This is a genomic window from Streptomyces sp. (genome assembly GCF_035644915.1).
Lineage (GTDB): Bacteria > Actinomycetota > Actinomycetes > Streptomycetales > Streptomycetaceae > Streptomyces.
Genome location: NZ_DASQNP010000085.1, coordinates 20440 through 43262, shown reverse-complemented (window position 1 = coordinate 43262; position 22823 = coordinate 20440). Strand labels below are relative to the sequence as shown.

The 22823-nt window shown below is 74.9% G+C and carries 20 protein-coding genes and 1 tRNA gene; 9 read left to right on the top strand and 12 right to left on the bottom strand.

Features of this window, described 5'->3' with window-relative positions:
* Positions 1-5: 5 nt before the first annotated feature.
* From VE546_RS10595 to VE546_RS10585, 3 genes are all read left to right on the top strand, one after another.
* Positions 6-1370, top strand: a complete 1365-nt coding sequence (locus tag VE546_RS10595; RefSeq protein ID WP_324920955.1) for a histidine kinase — start codon at positions 6-8, stop codon at positions 1368-1370.
* The gene (locus VE546_RS10590; protein WP_324920953.1) at positions 1367-2011 is read left to right on the top strand and encodes a response regulator transcription factor; all 645 of its coding nucleotides are present in this window, start codon (positions 1367-1369) and stop codon (positions 2009-2011) included. The genes VE546_RS10595 and VE546_RS10590 overlap by 4 nt, the downstream gene beginning before the upstream one ends.
* Before the next feature lie 55 nt (positions 2012-2066).
* Positions 2067-2139 (top strand) — tRNA-Gly (locus tag VE546_RS10585).
* A 68-nt stretch (positions 2140-2207) separates the two neighbouring features.
* Here VE546_RS10585 and VE546_RS10580 read toward each other — a convergent pair.
* The 4 genes from VE546_RS10580 to purD form a co-directional block, all read right to left on the bottom strand.
* Positions 2208-3122, bottom strand: a complete 915-nt coding sequence (locus VE546_RS10580) for a phosphoribosylaminoimidazolesuccinocarboxamide synthase (RefSeq protein WP_324920952.1) — start codon at positions 3120-3122, stop codon at positions 2208-2210.
* Between the two features lie 166 nt (positions 3123-3288).
* Positions 3289-4767: a N,N-dimethylformamidase beta subunit family domain-containing protein gene (locus tag VE546_RS10575; RefSeq protein ID WP_324920950.1), complete on the bottom strand. Its 1479-nt coding sequence runs from the start codon at positions 4765-4767 to the stop codon at positions 3289-3291.
* 288 nt (positions 4768-5055) lie between these two features.
* Positions 5056-6702, bottom strand: coding sequence for a hypothetical protein (locus VE546_RS10570; protein ID WP_414720443.1), 1647 nt, complete (start codon positions 6700-6702; stop codon positions 5056-5058).
* Positions 6703-6908: 206 nt separating this feature from the next.
* Positions 6909-8198, bottom strand: a complete 1290-nt coding sequence (gene purD / locus VE546_RS10565) for a phosphoribosylamine--glycine ligase (RefSeq protein WP_324920946.1) — start codon at positions 8196-8198, stop codon at positions 6909-6911.
* 252 nt (positions 8199-8450) lie between these two features.
* On the opposite strand from purD, the gene VE546_RS10560 reads away from it, so the two are divergent.
* On the top strand, positions 8451-9206 hold the full coding sequence (locus VE546_RS10560; protein WP_414720442.1) for an SLATT domain-containing protein: 756 nt from the start codon (positions 8451-8453) through the stop codon (positions 9204-9206).
* Positions 9207-9270: 64 nt separating this feature from the next.
* Here the strand turns inward: VE546_RS10560 and VE546_RS10555 are convergent, their stop codons facing one another.
* Together VE546_RS10555 and VE546_RS10550 are read right to left on the bottom strand one after the other, a co-directional pair.
* Positions 9271-9921, bottom strand: a complete 651-nt coding sequence (locus VE546_RS10555; RefSeq protein ID WP_324920945.1) for a hypothetical protein — start codon at positions 9919-9921, stop codon at positions 9271-9273.
* 110 nt (positions 9922-10031) lie between these two features.
* Positions 10032-10748: a GntR family transcriptional regulator gene (locus tag VE546_RS10550; RefSeq protein WP_324920943.1), complete on the bottom strand. Its 717-nt coding sequence runs from the start codon at positions 10746-10748 to the stop codon at positions 10032-10034.
* A 105-nt stretch (positions 10749-10853) separates the two neighbouring features.
* Here VE546_RS10550 and VE546_RS10545 point away from each other — a divergent pair, with 105 nt between their 5' ends.
* Together VE546_RS10545 and VE546_RS10540 are read left to right on the top strand one after the other, a co-directional pair.
* A complete protein-coding gene (locus VE546_RS10545) occupies positions 10854-11510 on the top strand; it encodes a DJ-1/PfpI family protein (RefSeq protein WP_324920942.1) in 657 nt (218 codons plus the stop codon).
* The gene (locus VE546_RS10540) at positions 11507-11956 is read left to right on the top strand and encodes a MarR family winged helix-turn-helix transcriptional regulator (protein WP_324920941.1); all 450 of its coding nucleotides are present in this window, start codon (positions 11507-11509) and stop codon (positions 11954-11956) included. Before VE546_RS10545 ends, VE546_RS10540 begins: the two co-directional genes overlap by 4 nt.
* Before the next feature lie 102 nt (positions 11957-12058).
* Here the strand turns inward: VE546_RS10540 and VE546_RS10535 are convergent, their stop codons facing one another.
* A complete protein-coding gene (locus tag VE546_RS10535; RefSeq protein ID WP_324920939.1) occupies positions 12059-13342 on the bottom strand; it encodes an adenylosuccinate synthase in 1284 nt (427 codons plus the stop codon).
* A gap of 317 nt (positions 13343-13659) precedes the next feature.
* On the opposite strand from VE546_RS10535, the gene VE546_RS10530 reads away from it, so the two are divergent.
* On the top strand, positions 13660-14478 hold the full coding sequence (locus tag VE546_RS10530; protein ID WP_324920937.1) for a diacylglycerol kinase: 819 nt from the start codon (positions 13660-13662) through the stop codon (positions 14476-14478).
* Between the two features lie 56 nt (positions 14479-14534).
* Here VE546_RS10530 and VE546_RS10525 read toward each other — a convergent pair whose 3' ends face one another.
* Positions 14535-15083 (bottom strand): GbsR/MarR family transcriptional regulator, encoded by a 549-nt coding sequence (locus tag VE546_RS10525; protein WP_324920935.1) that lies wholly within the window; start codon positions 15081-15083, stop codon positions 14535-14537.
* A gap of 87 nt (positions 15084-15170) precedes the next feature.
* Between VE546_RS10525 and VE546_RS10520 the strand changes: the two genes are divergently transcribed.
* On the top strand, positions 15171-16130 hold the full coding sequence (locus VE546_RS10520; RefSeq protein WP_324920934.1) for an ABC transporter ATP-binding protein: 960 nt from the start codon (positions 15171-15173) through the stop codon (positions 16128-16130).
* Positions 16127-17779 (top strand): ABC transporter permease, encoded by a 1653-nt coding sequence (locus tag VE546_RS10515; RefSeq protein WP_414720441.1) that lies wholly within the window; start codon positions 16127-16129, stop codon positions 17777-17779. The genes VE546_RS10520 and VE546_RS10515 overlap by 4 nt, the downstream gene beginning before the upstream one ends.
* A gap of 50 nt (positions 17780-17829) precedes the next feature.
* On the opposite strand, the gene VE546_RS10510 is transcribed toward VE546_RS10515, so the two are convergent.
* From VE546_RS10510 to VE546_RS10495, 4 genes are all read right to left on the bottom strand, one after another.
* Positions 17830-19668: a protein kinase domain-containing protein gene (locus tag VE546_RS10510; protein ID WP_324920933.1), complete on the bottom strand. Its 1839-nt coding sequence runs from the start codon at positions 19666-19668 to the stop codon at positions 17830-17832.
* A 165-nt stretch (positions 19669-19833) separates the two neighbouring features.
* Positions 19834-20529 carry a response regulator transcription factor gene (locus VE546_RS10505; protein ID WP_324920988.1) on the bottom strand — a complete coding sequence of 232 codons (696 nt, stop codon included), beginning with the start codon at positions 20527-20529 and terminating at the stop codon, positions 19834-19836.
* Positions 20526-21917, bottom strand: coding sequence for a sensor histidine kinase (locus tag VE546_RS10500; RefSeq protein ID WP_324920931.1), 1392 nt, complete (start codon positions 21915-21917; stop codon positions 20526-20528). Before VE546_RS10500 ends, VE546_RS10505 begins: the two co-directional genes overlap by 4 nt.
* Positions 21918-21984: 67 nt before the next feature.
* Entirely contained in the window at positions 21985-22821 is an 837-nt protein-coding gene (locus tag VE546_RS10495) for an alpha/beta hydrolase (protein WP_324920929.1), read from the bottom strand.
* Positions 22822-22823: the final 2 nt, after the last annotated feature.

Here is a 22823-nt window from a genome sequence, read left to right as displayed (position 1 = left end):
CAGTGGTGGTGCAGATCAGCGCGCCGGGCTGGCTGGAGCGGGTACGACGGGCCAGCGGGCCGGTCCGCTTCCACCAGTACACCCGGTACACGGTCTACAGCTTCGCCCTCTTCGAGTGGCCGGCGCTGCTGGGCTGGACCGCCGCCCACCACGACCGGCTGGGCGGCTGGGCGGCGGTCGCGCTCGGAGTGCTGTTCACCGCCCACGTGGTCTGCCACCTGCTGCTGTCCCGGGCCGGGTTGCGGTACTACCTGGGGACGGCCGAGCGGCCGGGCCGGCTGACGGCGGGGTACCTCGCGCTCACGGTCGCCGGGATCGCCGCCGTCATCGTCCTGATCGGCGGTGGCGAACCGTCGCCCGAGGCGCTGCCGCCCATCGCCTGGCTGCTGATGTTCCTCGCCGGGCCGCTGTTCCTCGTCCTGTCCGTCGGGCGGGGTGTCGCCCTGATGGCGGGGCTGCTGGCGGTCTCGGCGCTCGTCTGCGGGGTCCTGGGGACGAGCCCGCCGGGCCTGCTGTTCATGACCGTCGCCACGGTCGCCGGGGTGGTGATCTTCGGTGTCTCCTACCGCTGTTCCGGTTGGACGATGCGGGTCGTCAGCGAGCTGGAGGCCGCCCGGGAGACCCAGGCCCGGCTGGCGGTGGCCGAGGAGCGGCTGCGGTTCGCCCGGGACCTGCACGACGTGCTGGGCCGCAACCTGTCGGTGATCGCCCTCAAGAGCGAGCTGGCCGTCCAGCTCGCGCAGCGCGGCTCGCCCTCGGCGGTGGACCAGATGACCGAGGTGCAGCGCATAGCGCGCGAGTCCCAGCGGGAGATGCGCGAGGTCGTACGCGGTTACCGGAGGGCCGACCTGCACACCGAACTGGTGGGCGCGCGCGGGGTGTTGCGGGCCGCCGGCATCGACTGCCGGATCGAGGACGACGGCAGCGCCGGACTGGCCGAGCCGTTGCAGTCGGCCCTGGGCTGGGTGGTCCGTGAGGGCACCACCAACGTGCTGCGGCACGCCGACGCCGGGTGGTGCGGAATCCGGCTGCGGGTCGGGCCGGGGGCGGGTCCGGCCGTGCTGGTGATGGAGAACGACGGGGCACGGCGGTCCGAAGCCGCCGGGGGCGGTTCGGGGCTGGCCGGGCTCCGCGAACGCCTGGCCGCGCTCGGCGGGACGCTGAGCGCGGAGTGCCGCGCCGGCGGCACCTTCCGGCTGACGGCCCGGGTGCCGACTCAGTCGGACGGTGGCGGCGGTGGTGGTGGCGGCGGTGGCGCCGGTGATGCGGACCGCGGGATCGGCGGTGGTGTCGGCGGTGATGCCGGCAGTGGTGTCGGCGGTGGGCCGGCCGTGAGGGCCGGACGAGTCGGAGGGGAAGGAGAGCGGTGACGGAGCACGACCGGGGGCCCGGGGGCGGCGAGCGTCCCGTACGGGTGCTGCTGGCCGACGACGAGCACCTGATCCGGGGCGCGTTGGCCGCCCTGCTGGCCCTGGAGGACGATCTGCTGGTGGTCGCGGAGGCCGCGTCCGGTCCCGAGGCCCTGGCGATGGCCCGGGCGCACCGGCCCGATGTGGCGGTGCTGGACCTCCAGATGCCGGGCCAGGACGGTGTGACGGTCGCCACGACGCTGCGGACCGAACTCCCCGGCTGCCGCACCATGATCGTGACCGGGCACAGCCGCCCCGGACACCTGAAGCGGGCGCTGGCGGCAGGGGTACGCGGCTTCGTGCCCAAGACGGTCTCGGCGCAGCGGCTGGCCGAGATCATCCGCACGGTGCACGCCGGAAACCGTTACGTCGACCCGGAGTTGGCGGCCGACGCGATAAGCGCCGGGGACTCCCCGCTGACCGCCCGCGAGGCCGAACTGCTGGAACTGGCCGCGGACGGGGCGCCGATCGCGGAGATCGCCGAACGGGCGGCGCTGGCACCGGGGACGGTCCGCAACTACCTCTCCTCGGCCGCCGCGAAGCTCTCGGCGGAGAACCGTCACGCGGCCGTGCGCATCGCCCGCGAGCGGGGTTGGCTATAGTGGTCAGCGCACCGCACGGAACGCACTCCGGAAGGGCGGGCCGTGCACGGCGCACGCGGACGTAGCTCAGTTGGTAGAGCGCAACCTTGCCAAGGTTGAGGTCGCGAGTTCGAGCCTCGTCGTCCGCTCGCGAAGAAGGCCCCGATCCCAACGGATCGGGGCCTTTCCCGTGGGCCCCCGTGCCCCCGTGGCGCCGTCAGCTCCAGCGGGTGCCCGTCAGCAGCTCGTACGCCTCGACGTACCGGGCGCGGGTGCGCTCCACCACCTCGGCCGGCAGCGGAGGCGGCGGCTGCTCGCCGTTGCGGTCCCAGTCGGCCTCCGGAGAGGTCAGCCAGTCCCGGACGATCTGCTTGTCGAACGAGGGCTGGGAGCGGCCCGGCTGCCACTGGTCGGCGGGCCAGAAGCGCGAGGAGTCGGGGGTGAGCACCTCGTCGGCGAGCACCAGCCGCTCCTCCCCCTCCTCGGTGGTCTCGTGGCCGAACTCGAACTTCGTGTCGGCCAGGATGATCCCGCGCTCCCGGGCGATGTCCCGGCCGCGGGAGTAGACGGCCAGGGTGAGCTGGCGCAGTTCGGCGGCGGTGTCGGCGCCGACCCGGCGGGCGACCTCCTCGTACGGGACGTTCTCGTCGTGCTCTCCGACCTCCGCCTTGGTGGCCGGGGTGAAGATCGGTGCGGGCAGCTCGGAGCCGTCCTCCAGCCCCTCGGGCAGGGCGAGGCCGCAGACCGTGCGGGAGGCCCGGTACTCGGCCAGACCCGAGCCGGTCAGGTAGCCCCGGGCCACGCACTCGACCGGGACCATGCGCAGGGAGCGGCAGACCACCGTGCGGCCCTCCCAGTCGGCCGGGGCGCCGGGCGGCAGCTCGGTGGAGATCACATGGCCCGGCACCAGGTCTGCGAGCTGGTCGAACCACCACAGGGAGAGCTGGGTGAGGATGCGGCCCTTGTCGGGGATCTCGGTCGGCAGCACCCAGTCGTAGGCGGACACCCTGTCGCTGGCGACCATCACCAGATCGCCCGCCTCGTTCCGGTACAGGTCGCGCACCTTGCCCGTGTGCACGTGTACCAGGCCCGGCACCCGTACGGGTTCGGGCTTGTCGACGAATCCGGTCACGGCTCCTCCTGTGGCTTGGTCCAGGAGGTCCGATTCTCCCGTACGGCCCCGGTCCCCACCGGCCGGGGTCGGGCGGTCGGGTGGGACGGGCGCACGCGAACGGCCGAACCCGGCCCGGCAGCGCCCGGCGCGGCCCGGGCGGCGGGCCCGCGGGACGGGACGGACGTCAGTCGTGCTTGCAGATGCGGTCCAGGAGGTTGGCCGTGGCGCGCTGGATGCGGGGGTCGGTGTGGCCGGGGCGGTCCAGGGCCGGGGACCAGGCGAAGGTGCCGGCGGCGAAGACCAGGGCCCCGCTGGGCGCCCGGTACAGGGAGGTCTCCTGGTGGCGGCGGGCGCCGCCGGCGTCCTCGTAGGGCGAGTGGGCCAGCAGGACGCGGTCGGTGTGCAGGGGCAGGGCGGTGCGCGGGAAGTAGCGGTCGGCCTCGCCCGCGACCAGGCCGGGCAGCTCGTCCCCCTCGGCCGCCCCGGTGGCCTCCCACAGCCAGTGGCCGGCGTTCCGCACGACCAGCGGGTACGGCCGGGGCACCTGGCCGGCGTACTGGATGCCCAGCACCTGCTGCTCGGGCTCGCCCTGGTCGCGCCAGCGCAGGGAGCGGCCGGGACCGCGGTCCTTGCGGCAGGTCAGCAGCCGGTCGGGGGTGCCGGCGGGCGAGGCGGACAGCTCCACCTGCCAGTACATGGTGTTGGCGGAGAGGAAGACCAGCGAGGTGCCGCTGTCGCGGGCCTTCTCCACGGCGCGGCGCATCGGCACCGACCAGTACTCGTCGTGGCCGGGGAAGATCAGCCCGCGGTAGCGGGTGGGGTCGACGCGGCCCGCGTGCAGGTCGCGGGTGTCGGCGTAGGCGAGGTCGTACCCGTAGCGCTCGGCCCAGCGGATGAAGTCGTAGGCGTGGCCGACGTGCAGGGGCAGGCCCGCGCCCGCGTACGGCCGGTCGAAGGAGACGGTGACGGCCGCGTCCTGCTGGCCGAGCAGCCGGCCCTCCTCGTCCCAGGCGTGGTACAGGCTGGCTCCGGTGCGGCCGTCCTCGGGGAAGAGGTTGTACGCCTGCCAGGTGACGTCCGGGAGCACCAGCAGCAGGTCGCCGGGGCGCTCGTCGCGGACGGTGAACGGGACGTGCGAGCGGTGGCCGTCGGCGGTGGTCAGGACGGCGACGTAGGCGCCGGTGCTCCAGTAGTCGGGGACGGGGAGCCGCCAGGAGAGCCACCAGTGGTGGCAGGAGACGGTGCGGCCGGCGGTGAGCGGCCGGGGCTGGACGATGCCGGGCAGCCGGGGGCTGGTGGTGATCTTGGTGGCGCCCTCGCCGCCGTAGTGGCCGATGCGGTAGATGTCCACGGCGTAGGGCTGGGGCGGGTTGACCGTGATCCGGAAGTCGATGGACTGGCCGGGGGAGACCGCGCCCTCCGAGGTGAAGCCCTTGATCTGGCAGTGCACGTCGTCGGCGGTGCGCGGGACGCCGCCGGCGCGGGCCGGGCCCTCGGCCCCGTCCAGGCTGCTGTGGTCCAGGTACCAGGGGACGACGTGCCCGGTGCCGTCGAAGTAGTGCTCGCTGCACCGCAGCCAGGGCAGGGGGCCCTGGCCGAACGGATCGGTGACCGCGTGTGCGAGAGCCCCCGACTCCCAGCGCCGGACCTGCTCCGTGCCCACCTCGTCTCCCCTCCCTGGTGCCGTCCCGGTGCCCGCGTTCCGTTCCGTGCTGTCAGACACCAGCACATCACACAACGCTAACGTCCGGTCACCCCTCGTTGCGAAATGGCCGGAGTCCGCACCGCGCCCGCTCGGAAACGGCTCGTCGGGGCAGCGGAATGCCGGAAAGGTCGGCGAATGACGGGAAACGCCGGAAGCACGGAGGAGACGGAGGAGCAGGGGTGCGGGCCGGGCCGCCGTGGCCCGCCCGGTCCCGGTGCTGTCCCGATCCGTGCTGTCCCGGCCGGGTCAGACCAGGCGTATGGGCTTGTCGTGCCGTACGCCCACGGCCGTCAGCCAGTCGCGCAGGGGCTCGGGGTCGGCTTCCTCGGCGAGGGCGAGGACCGGCCTGGCCAGGTCCGAGCGGCGCTCGCCGGCCACGAGGAGGGCGGGCCCGTCCAGCCAGTCGAGCCCGGGGGCCGCTCCGGCGGTGTCCACCGCCGCGCAGCACACGGCGGCCGTGATGTGCTCGGCCAGCAGGTCGCGTCCGCCGCGCGGCGCCTGGAGCGGGAAACCGCCACCGGGCGGGAGCAGCGCGCCGTCCGCGCCGGGGAGGGGCGGGGGTACGGCGCCCGCGGCGCGGACGGCGCTCTCACGGGCCGCGTCCTCCCGGGCGAGTACGGCGCCGATCCGGGCCGCGAGCGCCTCGGTGCCGCCGTCGTCCGCGGCGGCCGTGCGCACCAGCCGGTCGATCAGCTCGTCCAGCGTCGGGTTCTCGGTGGCCCGCAGCACCGTGAAGAGGCGGGCGGCCTCGGTGCGCCAGATGCGGTCCACGACCTCCTCCGGGTACTGCGGCCAGTCCACCGGCACCCAGTCGGGGCCGGGCTCGGCCGGACCGTCGTGGAAGAGGCGCGCGGCCAGCAGCGAGACCGCACGGTCCACGGCGCCGGGCTCCTCCAGCAGGTCGCAGGCGGGACGCTCGCCCAGCCTGGTGGCGAAGCCCTCGGCCAGCCGGTCGCGCCGGGACAGCTCGGTGAGCGCGGCGACCACGCCCGCGTCCAGCCGCACGGGCCAGCGGCCGGTGCGCCAGGCGGGCAGCGCGACCCGGGTCAGCAGCCGGTCCCAGCCCGCGTACGCCAGGCCCACCTGCTCCTGGGCGACGACCCGCAGGCCGTAGTCCACCGTCTGCGCCCGGGCGGCGGCGGCCGCGGCGACCATCCGCTCCATCTCGGCGGCGTGGGCGGCCCCGGCGCGCAGCAGCAGCCGGGCGACCCAGCCGACGAAGCCGTGGGCCAGCCGCCGCGGGAGCGGGCCGCCGGCCGCGGCGGCGACCGCGGCGGCGGCGTCCAGGCCGCGGACGAAGCGCCGCGCGGCGGCGATGTCCGGGTGCGCGGACGGTCCCGTCCCGGCGACCACCGGGGCGAGCAGCGCCCGCAGCTCGGCGACGCGCATCCACCACAGGAAGGGGGAGCCGATGACGAGCACGGGCGCGTCGGAGCCGCGCGCCCCGGAGCGGGAGGGGCGCGGGAAGCGGCGGGTACGGGTGATGTGCGCCCGGTCCTCCAGCCAGCTGTCGCAGTCCGGCGTCAGGGCTATGGCCGAGGGCGGTGGCACGTCCAGCCGGTCGGCGAGGTCGCGTATCAGGCGGTACAGGTCGGGGGCGGCCCCCTCCTCGACCTGCACCGTGGGGCTCACCGCCGGACGGGCCCGGGCGATCACCGCCGCCACCGCCGCCGCCCCGGCGAGCACCAGCACGGCGAGGGGGACGGCCGCCCAGCGCACCGCGTCCCACTCGCCGCCGAGGTGGCCGGTGGCCCCTCCGGCGAGCAGGACGACGGCCGCGGCGGCGGGCAGCAGCGCGACGCCCAGCGCGGTGCCGCGCACCCGCAGGACCGCCAGCGCGTGGTCACGCGCCGACCGTGTGCCCGTTTCCGGTACTGCCACGAGTTCGCTCACCCCCTGCTGCCGTCCCCCCGCGCCTGTCACCCCCCACTGTGGCACCGGCAAGCGACATCGCAATGTGCTGTGGGCCACTTGCCGGAGCCGTCCGCGGGAACCCTAGTTGGGCCCCCCACGGACGTCAGTCGGATGATGAAGCGGTCACTCGATGGAATGGCTTTGGGTAAAGCTGGGTGCGCTGCCGCCCGCGCCGGAGGTGTCCGTTACGCGCCGCCCGTCCCGGCCGCCTCTGCCGCCTTGGCCGCGATGTCGGTCCGGTGGTGGGAGCCGGCCAGCCGGATGCGGGACACCGCCCGGTAGGCGCGCTCCCGCGCCTCGGCCAGGTCGGCGCCGGTGGCCGTGACGGACAGCACCCGGCCGCCCGCGCTGACCACCCGTCCCGCCTCGTCCCGCCGCGTGCCGGCGTGGAGGACGTACGCCCGGGGGGCGTCCTCCGCCGCGACCTCCTCCAGCCCCTCGACCGGGTCGCCCGTGCGGGGGGCGGCGGGGTAGCCCTGGGAGGCGACGACGACGGTGACGGCCGCGTCCTCGCTCCAGCGCAGCGGCGGGAACTCGGCCAGCCGCCCGGTGGCCGCCGCGTACAGCAGCCCCGACAGCGGGGTCTTCAGCCGGGCCAGGACGACCTGGGTCTCCGGGTCGCCGAAGCGGGCGTTGAACTCCACCACGCGCACCCCGCGCGAGGTGAGCGCGAGCCCGGCGTAGAGCAGCCCGGAGAACGGCGTGCCGCGGCGGCGCATCTCGTCCACGGTGGGCTGCAGGACGGTGGCCAGCACCTCGTCGGTCAGCCGGGGGTCGGCCCAGGGCAGCGGCGAGTACGCGCCCATGCCGCCGGTGTTCGGGCCCTCGTCGCCGTCGTGGGCGCGCTTGAAGTCCTGGGCGGGCCGCAGCGGTACGACGCACTCGCCGTCGGTCACGGCGAAGAGGGAGACCTCGGGGCCGTCGAGGTACTCCTCGATCACCACCCGGCCGGTTCCCTCGGCGATGCCGCAGGCCAGGGCGTGTTCGCGGGCGGCGGCGAGGTCGGCGGTGACGACGACGCCCTTGCCCGCGGCGAGGCCGTCGTCCTTGACGACGTACGGGGGGCCGAAGGCGTCGAGCGCGTCGTCGACCTCCTCGGCGGTGGTGCACACGTACGACCGCGCCGTGGGCACCCCGGCCGCGGCCATGACCTCCTTGGCGAACGCCTTGGAGCCCTCCAGCCGGGCGGCCTCGGCCGACGGGCCGAAGACGGCGATGCCGCGTGCGCGCACGGCGTCGGCGACCCCGGCGACGAGCGGGGCCTCCGGGCCCACGACGACGAGGTCGGCCCGCAGCCCGGCCGCCAGGTCGGCGACGGCCGCGCCGTCGAGCGCGTCGACGGCGTGGAGGGTCGCCACCTCCGCGATGCCGGCGTTGCCGGGCGCGCAGTGCAGCGAGGTGACGTCGGGGTCGAGGGACAGGGAGCGGCACAGGGCGTGTTCGCGGGCGCCGCTGCCGATGACGAGGACCTTCACGCCTGCACCCTATCCGCCCTCCCGGCGGCCTCCTCAGGCCCCGCCGACCCGGGCGCCGGGCGGGCACCGGGCGGCGGCGGGGCCGCGGCGCTCACCCGTTCGGGTTAAGGAAGCGGGCCTTGTATACCCGATCAGGAGCCACGTATGGGCGGAAATACCGCGAAGGCGGCAGCGCCTCCCACTTTTGGGGGTAGGAAAGGGCTTCGAGCGGTCCTTAAGTGATCCGAGCGAGGGCTTTGTTGGGAGTGGCGGGTGAGTCAGCCGGAGATGCGGCCCGAGGCAGGCGGCGGCACGGGGCGGGGCGGACGCAGGGACTTGCGGAGGGATCTGCTCGGGCGGCCGTTCCCCCTGGGGGACTGGGGTGAGCCCGCCGAGCGGCTGGACGAGCTGTACCGGTGGGCCGAGGAGGGGGCGCTGGAGATCGCGGAGTGGTACCTGGCCGACCGGGTGTGGAAGCGCCGGGGCGCCCGGGCGCTGCGGGCGGGGACGGCCGCGGGGGTGGCCGCCGGGGCCGCGCTGCCGCTGCTGGAGCTGACCGGCACGGTGCGGGGGGCGGCCGTGTGGTCCTTCCTGGCGCTGCTGGCGGCCGCCGTGTGCGCGGGGTGCGACCGCTGGTTCGGGCTGACCTCCGGCTGGATGCGGGACGTCGCCACCGCGCAGGCCGTGCAGCGGCGGCTGGAGGTGCTCCAGTACGACTGGGCGTCGGAGTGCGTGCGGGAGGTGCTGGGGCCCACCGAGGGGACGGCGAGCGAGGCCGCCGAGCGGTGCCTGGGGGTGCTGCGGCGGTTCACGGAGGACGTGACCGAGCTGGTGCGGGGCGAGACGGCCTCCTGGATGGTGGAGTTCCGCTCCGGCCCGGCGCCCCTGGGCACCCAGTCGCTGACGGCGGCCGGCTGGGGCTCGCGCGCCCGGGACGCCGCCGCTCCGCAGCCGGCGGGCCGCTTCCCGCTCCCGCCGGGCGTACGGCCGAGCATGCCGCGGCAGCGGCCCCCGGAGGGGCCGCGCTGATCCGGGCTGATCCGGGCCGGCCCGCTCCGGTCCGGGCCGGCCCGGCGGTCCCCGGGGCGCCCCGCTAGCTGAAGACGATCATGGAGCCCTGCGCCAGGCTCCGGGTGGCCGCGGCGTGCAGGCCCAGCCAGACGTGGCGCTCCCGCGCGAAGGGACCGCCGTCGTACGCGATGGCGGCCGCGGGCTCCTCCAGCTCCGTGGGGCGGACCGGCGGCGCCGGGGCGGGCGGCGGGTTGGCGGGGTCGATGCCCAGGTACGGCGCCACCGCCTCCAGTTCGCGCAGCAGCCCGTGGCTGGAGCCCAACGGGCCGCCGCCGGCGAGGAGTTCGTCGTCGTAGAGCGGATGGGCGAAGTCGACCGGCACGTACGCGCCCGCGTGGTCGTAGTGCCAGACCAGGTGCGACTGCTGAGCCGTGGGGGCGAACATCTCCAGCAACTGCTGGTAGTCCCCGCCGAGCTCGTCGACCGGGGTGACCTCCAGGCCGCAGAGCTGGAGCAGGTAGGCGCGGCGCAGGAAGTGCAGCGCCTCGTAGTCGAAGCCCGCGACGGGGGCCACGTCGCCGGAGAGGCCGGGCATGTAGCCGTAGACGGGGACCGGCGGCAGGCCAGCGGCGCCCAACGCCCTGTCGTACGCCGCCAGTTCCTCGGCGAAGGGGTTGTCGGGGCTGTGGCACAGCACGTCGACGAGAGGCACCAGCCAGAGGTCACAGGCCAAGGAGTGCTCCAATGCGGCGGACGGGCACGGCGGACGGCGCTGCGCGGCCCGGCCGCCGGTGCACCGGTCGGAACGGTTCGTTCACAGGGTGCGGAACAGCGTAGTGCCGTTCACCCGAGCTTTTCGACGAGTGCGAGGGAGTGTTCGTCGGACGCGGCGATGATGCGTTCGACCGCGGCGGTGTCCCGGCGCTCCACGGCGTCGACCAGTTCGCAGTAGTCCGCCCACAACGAGCCCCGCAGGCCGGGCTGTTCGCGCAGGTGGGGCACCGCGAAGACCCAGCACTGCACGCGCAGCCGGTCGAGGAAGTCGGAGATGTAGGGGTTGCCGACCAGCTCGCCCAACTCCCGCCAGAAGCGCAGGTCGTAGCCGATGAGCACGTCCAGGTCCCCGGCGAGCGCGGCCCGTTCGGCCGCCTCGGCGCGGCGGCGCACGGAGGCGAGTTCCTCGCTGCCGCGACCGGGCGGGACGAGGGCCGCCGAGCGGCGGAAGACGCCCTCGATGACGAGGGTGCGCGCCTCCACCATGGCCCGGTAGTCGTCGGGGGTGAACACGTGGACGCGGAAGCCGCGGTGCTGCTCCACGTCCAGCAGGCCCTGTGCGGACAGATCGACGAGCGCCTCGCGCACGGGGGTGGCGGAGACCCCGTACTGTTCGGCGATCTCCTTGACGGTGAACCCCTTCCCCGCCGGGAGCCGCCCGGCGAGCACCTCGTCGCGCAGCGCGTCCGCGATCTGCGCGCGCAGCGTGCTGCGCTGGATCACGGGCGCCTCCTCGTGGGTCGGGACGTCCGGGTGCCGACGCCGTCGCTCGTCCGCACCTCGCATTTCGATTTTCTCAAGAGGTCAGCCTAACCCCCGAACATTGACAGCATGCTGTCGAAATGACAGGATGTTGTCATACCGACCGGGAATCCGGTCCGAGGAGGAGCCATGGAACGCAAGACCGTGCACGTCGCCGTCTACGACACCCTGGCCGACTGGGAGATCGGTCACGCGACCGCTCACCTGACGGGCGCCGGGCACCACGTGGTGTACGTGGGCGAGAGCGGCGAACCGGTGATCACCATGGGCGGCATGCAGGTGGTGCCCAACCTGTCCATCGTCGACCTGCACCCCGACGACAGCGCGCTGCTGATCGTGCCGGGCGCCGGCGCGTGGGAGAAGGTCATCCCGCCCTTCGCCTCCGCCGCCCGCGGCTTCCTCGACGCGGGGGTGCCGGTCGCGGCGATCTGCGGGGGCGTGACGGCGCTGGCCAAGGAGGGGCTGCTCGACGACCGCGACCACACGGGCGCGGCGCCCGAGGTGCTGGCCGCGACCGGCTACCGGGGCGGCGACCGCTACCGCGAGGCCGACGCGTACACCGACGGCGACCTGATCACCGCCGGACCCACCGAGCCGGTCGCCTTCGCCCGGGAGATCCTCGCCCGGCTGGAGGTCTTCCCGCCCGACGTCCTCGACGCCTGGTTCCGGCTGTTCCGGCACTCGGAGGCGGACGCGTACGCGGTGCTGGCGGCCTACGAGAACGCGAGCGGCACGGATGCCGTGAGCGAGGCGCACAGCGCGCACGGCGAGAGCGGGACGGCATGAGCGCTCCCGAGCTGCTGTCGGACACGGCGCTGGCCGTCTTCCGGCTGAACGGCCAGTTCCTCGCCGTCGCCGAGCGGCTGGCCCGGCCCGCCGGGCTGACCGCCACCTGGTGGCAGGTGCTCGGCGCGGTGCTGCGCGAGCCGCTGCCGGTGGCCGGGATAGCCCGGGTGATGGGCATCACCCGGCAGAGCGTGCAGCGCGTCGCCGACCTGCTGGTCGAACGCGGCCTCGCGACGTACGAGCCCAACCCCGCGCACCGCCGCGCCAAGCTGCTCGCCCCGACCGACGAGGGGCGCGCGGCCGTCGAGCGGATCGCGCCGGGCCACGCGGAGTTCGCCGCGCGGCTGGACGAGGCGCTGGGCGGCGAGGAGGGCTTCGCCGAGGTGCGCGACGCGCTGGAGCGGCTGTCGAAGGCGCTGGACACCCTGGCGGTGCCGGAGCGGTGAGACGCCTCCGGCGGTCGGTGGACGGAACGGGTGGGGGCGCGCCGTATGGAACGGCGCGCCCCCGCCCGGTGGCGCCCGGTGGCCCGTGGGCCGGCCGGTGGATCAGAGGAACGAGTTGATCTGGATCGTCTCGTCGCGGCCCGGACCGACCCCGATGGCGGAGATCGGCGCGCCCGACATCTCCTCCAGGGCCTTCACGTAGTTCTGCGCGTTCTTCGGCAGGTCCTCGAAGGTCTTGGCCTTGGAGATGTCCTCCGACCAGCCCGGCAGCATCTCGTAGACCGGCTTGGCGTGGTGGAAGTCGGTCTGGCTGTACGGCATCTCCTCCACCCGCCGGCCGTCGATCTCGTACGCGACGCACACCGGGATCCGCTCCCAGCCGGTGAGCACGTCCAGCTTGGTGAGGAAGAAGTCGGTGAGCCCGTTGACGCGGGTGGCGTACCGGGCGATCACCGCGTCGAACCAGCCGCAGCGCCGGTCGCGGCCGGTGGTGACGCCCCGCTCGCCGCCGATCCGGCGCAGCCTCTCCCCGTCCTCGTCGAACAGCTCGGTCGGGAACGGACCGGCGCCCACCCGCGTGGTGTAGGCCTTGAGGATGCCGATCACCCTGTTGATCCTCGTCGGACCGACGCCCGAGCCGGTGCAGGCACCGCCGGCCGTCGGGTTGGAGGAGGTCACGAACGGATAGGTGCCGTGGTCCACGTCGAGCAGCGTGCCCTGGCCGCCCTCGAAGAGGACGACCTTGCCCTCGTCCAGGGCGTTGTTGAGGACCAGCGTGGTGTCGCAGACGTAGTCCCCGATCCGCTCCGCGTAACCGAGCAGCTCCTCGACGACCTGTTCGGCGACGATGGCGCGGCGGTTGTAGAGCTTGGCGAGGACCTGGTTCTTGTAGTCCAGCGCCGCCTCGACCTTCTGCGTCAGGATCGACTCGTCGAACAGGTCCTGGACGCGGATGCCCACCCGGTTGATCTTGTCGGCGTACGTGGGGCCGATGCCGCGGCCGGTGGTACCGATCCTCCGCTTCCCCAGGAAGCGCTCGGTCACCTTGTCGAGGGTCGTGTGGTACGGCGTGATCAGGTGCGCGTTGCCGCTGATGAGCAGCTTGGATGTGTCGACGCCACGCTCGGCGAGTCCGTCCAGCTCGGAGAACAGGACCGCCGGGTCCACGACGACGCCGTTGCCGATGACCGGGGTACACCCCGGGGAGAGGATGCCGGAGGGGAGCAGGTGCAGCGCGTACTTCTGGTCGCCGACGACGACGGTGTGGCCGGCGTTGTTGCCGCCCTGGTAGCGCACCACGTAGTCCACTGAGCCACCGAGCAGGTCGGTGGCCTTTCCCTTGCCTTCATCACCCCACTGAGCGCCGAGCAGCACAAGTGCGGGCACAGGCGTACACCCCTTCCCGTCGGGGCATGTCCAACGTGCGTGTCGGCCACGCGCCGTCCAAGAGCCGTCGGACCGGTGCCCCGAATCGACGAAGCCCCTGGCGCAACAGCGACAGGGGCTCTTGCACCGAGAGATTACCGGACTCCTCCGACGGGAGGCGAACGCGACAGTTCCGGCCGCACCCCCGTCGTTCCCCCCGTTCCCCGCCCCTCCCGCCGACCCCCGTCCAACTCCCGTCGAGATCCAGCCAGTTCCCTGCCAGCTCCCTGCCAGCTCCCGTCGGCTCCCACCGTGGACGCCCCTGAGGAAGGACCGAGGTGCCGGTTCCGCATCCGCTGCTCGTGCTCATCGACCCCCTCGCCCGCCGCGCGGACGGGGAATCCGTACGGATAGCCAAGGACGTGCTGTGCGCGGGCGCGCCCGGGGTGAAGGTGTCCCTGCCGGACGGGCCCGAGGAGCTCGCCCGGGCCCTCGCCCGCCGGGGCCGCCGGCATCCGGTGGTCATCGGTGACGACCGGTCCCTGCTGCGGGCGGTGCGGCTGCTGCACCTGGAGCGCGAGCTGCCCCACTGCGGCCTGTCGGTGGTGCCGGTGGGGCGGCCGGGGGCGGTCGCGCTGGCCGCCTCGCTGGGCGTGCCGCTGGACGCGGTGCGGGCGGCGCGGGCCGTGCTGGAGGGCGTGGAACAGCGCTTCGACCTGCTGATAGACGACAGCGGCGGGGTGGTGCTCGGAGCCTTGCGCATCCCGCCGGTGCGGGAGAGACCGGAGCGCGCCGCGCGCGGGGCGCTGGACCGCTGCCGCTCCCTGGTGCGCACCCTGGCCCTGCCCGCGCCGGGGGCGGAGGCGCCGCGGCTGCGCGTGGAGGCGGACGGGGTGCTGCTGGCCGACCTCGACCACCCGGTGGAGCGGGTCTCCCTCGCGCCGGGCGGCGGCCTCGCGGACGTCGTCGTACGGCAGCGGTCGGTGCCCGAGCCGGTGCGGGTGCGGGCCCGGACGGTCACGGTGTCCGGGCCGCACTTCCGCTACCGCGCCGACGCGGTGGTCTCCGGCCCGGTCCACACCCGCACCTGGACGGCGCACCCCTCCGCCCTGCGGCTGACCGTCCCGTCCCCGCGCTCCCTCTCTCCGACGTCCTGACGCCCGCCGTCCCGGGCTCCAAACGGCCCGAAAGGCCCGGCGTGCGCCCGGGGCGCTCAGCGGGAGGGCACGGAACCGGCGGTGCCCTCCTCCTCGCCGGACCGCAAGGCCTCGCGGTGGGCGTACCAGCGGTCCATCATCCGGGACAGCTCGCTCCGCAGAAACGCGAAGAACTCCGCCGTCTCCGCGAGGCGGCGGCCCGCCGGGGAGTCGGGACCGACGGCCTTGACGCCCCGCTCGAAGGTGGCGATCCAGCGCCCCAGCAGCGCGTCGCGGTCGGCGACCGCCGCGTACCAGGTGTCCGCGTGCGCGCGGTAGCGCTCGCGGCGCGAGCCGGGCTCACGCTCACGGGTGATCAGGTGCACCTGGGAGAGGTAGCGGACGGCGCCGGAGACGGCTGCCGGGCTGACCCGGAGGCGTTCGGAGAGTTCCGCGGAGCCGAGCGCGCCGGAGGGCTCGACCAGCAGGCAGGCGAAGACCCGCGAGGCCATGCGCTGCATGCCCGCCTCGGTCAGCTCCGCCGCGAAGCGCTCGACGAAGTCGGCGACCTCGGCGCCGTAGGGCTGCGTCGTGTTCGGCTTGTCCGGCTTCTCGTTCTCCACCACGGGTTCATCCTCCCAGGCCGCGGAGACCGGGTCACCCTGGATTTTTTTAACTTCACATTCTTCTGAAGTAAGCGTAGCTTCGTAATCATGACCAAGGCGACCACAGCCATCTCGGTGTCCGGTCTCGTCAAGACCTTCGGCCGGACCCGCGCCCTCGACGGCCTCGACCTGGAGGTCCGCACCGGTGAGGTGCACGGCTTCCTCGGGCCCAACGGATCGGGGAAGTCCACCACCATCCGGGTCCTGCTGGGCCTGCTGCGCGCCGACGGGGGCACCGCCCGACTGCTGGACGGCGATCCCTGGCGCGACGCCGTCGACCTGCACCGGCGCGTGGCGTACGTGCCCGGCGACGTCACCCTGTGGCGCAACCTCTCCGGCGGCGAGGTGATCGACCTCTACGGCCGGCTGCGCGGCGGGCTGGACCGGCGGCGCCGCGACGAGCTGCTGGAGCGCTTCGAGCTGGACCCGACCAAGAAGGGGCGGACGTACTCCAAGGGCAATCGGCAGAAGGTCGCCCTGGTCGCCGCCCTCGCCTCCGACGTGGAGCTGCTGATCCTGGACGAGCCGACCTCCGGGCTCGACCCGCTGATGGAGGGCGTCTTCCGGGACTGCGTCGCCGAGGAGCGCGAGCGGGGGCGGACGGTGCTGCTGTCCAGCCACATCCTCAGCGAGGTCGAGGCGCTGTGCGACCGGGTCAGCATCATCCGCAAGGGCGTCACCGTCGAGAGCGGCACGCTCGCCGACCTGCGGCACCTGACCCGTACGTCCGTCAGCGCCGAACTGGCGAGCGAGCCGGGCGGACTCTCCGGCCTGCCCGGTGTGCACGACCTGTCCGTACAGGGCACGCGGGTGCGGTTCCAGGTGGACACCGACAAGCTGGACGCCGTGCTGCGGCGGCTCTCCGAATCCGGCATCCGCAGCCTGACCAGCACCCCGCCCACCCTGGAGGAGCTGTTCCTGCGGCACTACCAGGACGAGGCCGCCCCGGACGGCGCGGAGGCCGGCACCCGCGGCGCCGGCGAGGACGAGAAGGCGATCGCGTCGTGACCACCCTGACCCACGAGACCCCCCGGGCGTCCGCCGCCGACCGCGGCTCCCGCCGCGACCTGGCCGGGACGGGCACGCTGCTGCGGCTCGCACTGCGCCGCGACCGCGTGATGATCCCGGCGTGGGTGCTCCTGCTCTCCCTGGCGGTCGTGCAGACCGCCACCGCGCTCGACCAGTTCTACGACTCCGCCGCCGACCGCGCCGGGCTGGCCCGGTCGATGAACGGCAACGGCTCGATGCGCGCCCTGTACGGCCCGGTGTTCGGCGACTCGCTCGGCGCCCTGACCGCGTGGCGCATGCTGGCCTTCGGAACGGCGCTCACCGCCATCATGAGCCTGACCATCGTGGTGCGGCACACCCGTGAGGAGGAGGAGACCGGCCGCCAGGAGCTGCTCTCCTCGGCGATGGTCGGCCGCCGGGCCCCGCTCACCGCCGCCCTGCTCGCCGCCGGGATCGCCAACGCGGCGGTCGCCGCCCTCACCGCCCTCGGCCTGGTCGCCGTCGGACTGCCCGGGACGGGCTCGCTCACGATGGGACTCGCGCTCGGCTGCACCGGCCTCGCCTTCGCCGCCGTCGCCGCCATCGCCGCGCAGCTCACCGAGAGCGCCCGGCTCGCCAAGGGGCTGACCGGTGCCGTGCTCGGTGCCGCGTTCATCCTGCGCGCGGCCGGGGACGCCCGGCAGTCCGCCGCGCAGGAGGGCTCCTCGGCGCTGACCTGGCTCTCGCCGCTGGGCTGGGCGGAGAACCTCCGGCCGTTCGCGGACGAGCGCTTCGCCGCACTGCTGTCGACGCTCGCCCTGTGCGCGGCGGCAACCGCCGCCGCGTACGGGCTGGCCGGGCGGCGCGACGTCGGCGCGAGCTTCCTGGCCACCCGGCCCGGCCCGGCCGCCGGCCGGATCGGCGGCCCCTACGGGCTGGCCTGGCGGCTCCAGCGGGGCTCGCTGTTCGGCTGGGCCGCCGGCTTCGCCCTGGCCGGCCTCGTCTTCGGCGGCGTGGCCGAGGGCGCGGCCGACCTGGTCGGCGACAACGAGCAGGCCCGCGAGGTCTTCGAGCGGATGGGCGGGGCACGGGGCCTCACCGACGCCTTCCTCGCCGCCCTGGCGGGGCTGTTCGGCATGGTGGCCGCGGTCTACTCGGCCGGCGCCGTGCTGCGGATGCGCGGCGAGGAGACCTCCGAGCGCGCCGAGCCGGTCCTCGCCGGTGCCGTGCCGCGGCTGAGCTGGACGGCCGGCCACCTGCTCTTCGCCTTCGCCGGGGCGGCCGTCCTGCTCGGTGCCAGCGGCCTGACCATGGGCCTGAGCTACGGTCTGGCCGCCGGCGACCCGGGCGCGGTGTGGCGGGTGACCGGCGCGGTCCTGGCGCAGGCACCCGCCGTGTGGGTGCTCACCGGGGTGACGGTGCTGCTCTTCGGCGCCCTTCCCGCGGCGAGCGCGACGGCGTGGGGACTGGTCGGCGCCGCCCTCGCCCTCGGCTGGCTCGGCCCGGCGCTGGACCTGCCGCAGGAGGTCATGAACCTCACCCCGTTCAGCCACCTGCCCAAGCTGCCGGGCGGGGAGGCGACCGCGGGGCCGTACCTGTGGATGCTGCTGCTCGCGGCCGGGCTGACGGCGGCCGGGCTCGCCGCGTTCCGCCGCCGCGACATCGGCTGAGGCACCGGCCAGGCGGGCACCGGTGGCACCGGCCGGTGCCGCCTGGCCGGTCAGCGCCGCGCGGTGATGCGGTCCTCCTGGAGGGAGGTCAGCCGCAGCACCACCAGGATCGCCAGGACCGTGGACGGGACGGCCAGCAGGTCCAGGAGGATGGCCAGGGCCACGGTGCCCTCCGCGTCCTCGACGCTGGTCGCCTCGTACCAGTTCTCCCAGGAGAACAGCAGCCCGCCGACCATGCCGATCAGCCACAGCGTCCACCAGCCGTTGAGCAGGCCGCGGTTGCTGCTCTGCCGGGGCCCGTACCAGCCCGCCGGGGACGCGCCCGGATCGCTGCGGTCGCAGATGTCGTTGATGATCTGCTTGGGCATGAAGAACCAGACCACCGGGACGAGCCAGGAGAGGATCGCCCACGCAGGGTCGTACCGGACGCCTCCGGGGGCGAACGCCTCGGCGTTCATCCGGACCCGCCAGAACCACACCAGCCACAGCACGACCACCGGCAGGGAGAACAGCGTGGTGAGGGCGGCCATCACGTCGGAGGTCGTCTTCAGCGACTCGTAGTCGAAGTCCCCGCCGTAGCTGTAGAAGCTGCTCACCGACAGCGCCTCCAGCTCGTTGTAGAGGCGGACGTCGAGCCCGAACTGCACCAGCGTGCACAGCAGCAGCGCGCTCAGCGCCGCGCACAGCCACAGGGACAGCCCGCGCGCCGACCGCGCGGCACCGGGGCGGGCCGCCCCGTGCGCCGGGTAGGAGGAGGTGGCGTTCGGCGGGGGCGTGGAGTGCCACGGCCGGCCGGCCGTCGGCCCGTACCCGCCGGCGGCCGGCCCGGTGGCCGGCGCCGAGGGGTACGAGGGCGGGGGCGGGGTGCTCAGCGGGCCGGGCCCGGGGAACCCCGCGGTCGGCGGGACGGTCGGTGCGGGCGGCGGGGTGGCCGAGGCCGTGGCCGTGGCGGCGGGACGCGCGAACGCGCCGGCCGCGGTGGCGTCCGGGTCCTCGCTGTCCAGCAGCCGGACGGCGTGGCGGCCGAGCTGGGCCAGCACCTCACCGGGCAGCCAGGGGCCGCCCGCCGGCGCGTGCTCCCCGACACGGGCGGCGAGGTCGTCCAGCGTGGGCCGGGCCGCGGCGTCCTTGGCCAGGCAGTCCTCCACCAGCCGGCGCAGCGGACCGGACAGCCCGCCCAGGTCCGGCGGCTCCTCGGCGATGCGGAACATCAGCGCGTGGAATCCGCTGTCGGCCGTGCCGAACGGCAGCCGGCCGGTCGCGGCGTAGGCGAGCACCGAGCCCAGGCAGAAGACGTCGCTGGCCGGGGTGACCCGCTCGCCCCGCACCTGCTCGGGCGACATGAAGCCCGGGGAGCCGATGACCGCGCCGGTCTGGGTCAGCCCGCTCTCGGTGACCGAGTCCAGCGCGCGGGCGATACCGAAGTCGATCACCTTCGGTCCGTCGATGGTGACCAGTACGTTCGACGGCTTCAGGTCGCGGTGGACCAGCCCGGCGCCGTGGATCGCCCGCAGCGCCTCGATCAGTCCGGCGGCCAGCGCGTACACCGAGTGCTCCGGCAGCGGGCCGTAGTCCTCGTCCACCACCGCCTGCAGGGACGGCCCGGCGATGTAGCCGGTGGCCACCCACGGCGTCGCGGCGTCGGTGTCGGCGTCCAGCACCGGCGCCGTCCACTCGCCCCCGACCCGCCGGGCGGCGACGACCTCCTTGGCGAAGCGCTCCCGGAAGGCGGGCTGGCGGGCCAGCTCCTCCTGGACGACCTTCACCGCGACCGTACGGCCGCGCTCGGAGCGGGCCAGGTAGACCCGTCCCATTCCGCCGGCACCCAGCCGGCCCAGCAGTCGGTACGCGCCCACCCAGCGCGGGTCCCCGTCCCCCAGTGGTTCCATCGCGCGCGGCTCCTCCCCGTTCACCTCGTGCGTTGAGGATAGAGGTGCGAGGCACCCCGGTGGCCTCGGCGTAGCCGACGGCAACCGATCCGTGATCGGCCCCGCCGCCTCCGGCGCCTCCGGACCACTGAGGCGACCGCCCCGGGGGTGCCCCCGGGGGTGCCCTCAGCCGCCGGGGGTGATGAGCCCCGACTCGTACGCGAAGACGGCCGCCTGGGTGCGGTCGCGCAGCCCCAGCTTGACCAGCACCCGGCTGACGTGGGTCTTCACCGTGGACTCGGCGACGACGAGCCGGTCGGCGATCTCGGTGTTGGACAGGCCCTGGGCGACGAGCGCGAGGACCTGCGTCTCGCGCTCGGTGAGCGCCCCGACGCGCTCCCTGAGCGGGGCGCGCGGCCCCGCGGCCGCGGCCAGCCGGGAGAACTCCTCGATCAGCCGCCGGGTGACCGTCGGCGCGAGCAGCGCGTTGCCGTCCGCCACCGTCCGCACGCCGTCGGCGAGCTGGCGGGCGGAGGCGTCCTTGAGCAGGAAGCCGCTCGCCCCTGCGCGCAGCGCCTGGTAGACGTACTCGTCCAGGTCGTAGGTGGTCAGGATCAGCACCCGGGTCGCGGCGCCCGAGGCGCAGATCTCGCGGGTGGCCTCCAGGCCGTTGAGCACGGGCATCCGGATGTCCATCAGCACCACGTCCGGGGCCAGTTCGGCGACCTTCTCCACGGCCTGGCGCCCGTCGACCGCCTCCCCGACGACCTCGATGTCCGGCTGGGCGTTCAGCAGGACGGAGAAGCCCTCGCGGACCATCATCTGGTCGTCGGTGATCACCACGCGCACCGGGGTGCGGGGGCCCTCCGCCGCCGGGGTCAGCACACCGTCCCCCCGCCGGCCGCGGCGACCGCCGCCTCCGCTCCCGCCCCGGGCTCCGGCTCCACCGGCAGGAACGCCTCCACCACGAAGCCGCCGTCGTCCGTGGCCTCCGCGGTCAGCCCGCCACCGAGCATCGCCGCCCGTTCCCGCATCCCCAGCAGACCGTGCCCGGTGCCCCGGGAGGCCCGGGACGCCCGGGCCGCTTCCGCCGGCGGGCCGTTGACGATCCGCAGGCCCAGCCCCACCGGCACGTAGCCCAGCTCGACACGGGCGCTCGCGCCGGGCGCGTGCCGCAGGGCGTTGCTCAGCGCCTCCTGCACGATGCGGTACGCGGACAGCTCCACGCCCTGCGGCAGCGTCCGCACGCTCCCGGTCGTCACCGATTCCACCTCCAGCCCGGCCCGGCGCACGTTGGCCAGCAGGTCGTCCAGCTCGGCGAGGGTGGGCTGCGGGGCCTCCGGGCCCCAGCCGTCCAGGTCGGCGGGCAGGTCGGCCCGCACCACGCCCAGGACGCGGCGCAGCTCGGTCAGGGCCGTGACGGCGTTCTCCCGGATGGTGGCCAGGGCCGCCACCAGCTCCTCGGGAGGGTCCTGCACCCGGTAGGGGGCCGCCTCCGCCTGGATGGCGACGACGGACATGTGGTGGGCGACCACGTCGTGCAGCTCGCGGGCGATCGTGGTGCGCTCCTCCAGCAGCGTGCGCCGGGAGCGCTCCTCCTCCACCACCGCCACCTGCTCGACGACCTGCCGCCGCGACTCGCGCCAGCCGCGCACGGCCAGCAGCAGGGTGAGCGCGACCCCGGAGACGTACGCCATGTCGGCGACACCCGATTCCTGCCCGCGCACGTTCAGGTCGATGAACCCGCCGACCAGCACGGTCAGCAGCCACAGACAGGCCGCGACCCGGGGCCGGAAGCGGGCGGCGACGACCAGCAGCACCACCAGGTACGAGATGAACGCGGACCCCGTCCAGGGCCAGGAGCCCCCGGGACTCTCGTACGCCAGCGCCATCACGGGCACCCCGGCCAGCGACAGCCAGAAGGCGCCGACCGGCCGGAAGAGCAGCATGACCAGCGGCGCCCCGAGGAGCAGCGCGCGGACGAAGGCCGCGTCACCGTCGTAGGAGACATCGATCTCGACGGTCATCAGCAGCAGCGCCAGGGCCCCGAGGACCAGGTGCGGCAGCCAGCGGACGCGGTCGCGCACGGCCGCGGGCAGCCGGCGCAGGAAGGGGGCGTCCTCCGGCAACGGGAGGAGCGGCCGGAACGCGAAGGCCCCGGTCAGCAGGTCCTCGCGCAGGCCGCGCAGGACGTCGCGGGCCGCTCCCGGCTCGGTGTGCGGCGCGGGGGGCGGGGCGGTGGGCGGGATCGTCTTCGTCGTCTCGGTCACGCCGACGACCCTATGGACCGCGGCCGTCCCGGTCGTCCGCCCGCGGTCGCATCCGCGGAGGTCCGTCTCAGGTACTACGCCGGTCCTTCCGCGGTGCCTCCGCCGGTCCTGCGGCCCCTGCCGCCGGCTCCGTCTCCGGCCCCGCCGCAGCCCCTGCCACCAGCTCCGACACCAGCCGTCCGAAGGCGGCCGTGCCCGGGGTGACGGGCGCGTAGTGGCCGGTGCCGGGCAGCTCGGTCAGCCGGGCGCCGGTGGCGGCGGCGTAGCGGCGGGACAGTTCCACGGGGACGTCCGCGTCCTCGGTGCCGTGGAGCAGCGTCACGGCGACCGCGGCGGGATCCGGCGGCGGCAGCAGCATCGGGTCGGCCTCGGGCAACCGGTCCGCGACCCGATCCGCCCCGCCCAGCAGTTCGGCGACCGCGCCCCCGCTCAGTCCCAGCTCGTGGGCGCGGGCGAGGTCGGCGACCGGGGCGACGGCGACGACCGTCCCCGTGACCAGTCCGCGGGCCGCCGCCCACAGCACGAGGTGACCGCCCGCCGAGTGGCCGACCAACGCCCGTACCTCCCCGGACCCGGCAAGGTGTGCCAAGGCGTGCTCGACGTCCTCGAAGGTCCCCGGCCAGCCGCCGCCTCCGCCGACGCGCCGGTACTCCACCAGCGCCACCCGCAGCCCGTGCCCGTCCGCCAGCACGGCGGCCAGCGGGGAGAGGTGGACGCGGTCGTACGCCTCGCGCCAGAAGCCGCCGTGCAGGACGGCCACCAGGGGCGCGTCCCCGGGGCCGTACAGGTCGATCACCTGCGAGGGGTGGGGGCCGTACCGCTCGGAGACGGGCGGCGCCACCGGAGCCAGGCCCAGCAGCGCCGCCTCCTCCGCATCGTTGACGGACCCGTCGACGGTCGCCACGG

Coding starts and splice junctions, on each gene's coding strand:
- VE546_RS10550 (WP_324920943.1), bottom strand. CDS start 10,748: ATGCGAGGTGCGGACGAGCGACGGCGTCGGCACCCGGACGTCCCGACC.
- VE546_RS10545 (WP_324920942.1), top strand. CDS start 10,854: ATGGAACGCAAGACCGTGCACGTCGCCGTCTACGACACCCTGGCCGAC.
- VE546_RS10540 (WP_324920941.1), top strand. CDS start 11,507: ATGAGCGCTCCCGAGCTGCTGTCGGACACGGCGCTGGCCGTCTTCCGG.
- VE546_RS10520 (WP_324920934.1), top strand. CDS start 15,171: ATGACCAAGGCGACCACAGCCATCTCGGTGTCCGGTCTCGTCAAGACC.
- VE546_RS10510 (WP_324920933.1), bottom strand. CDS start 19,668: ATGGAACCACTGGGGGACGGGGACCCGCGCTGGGTGGGCGCGTACCGA.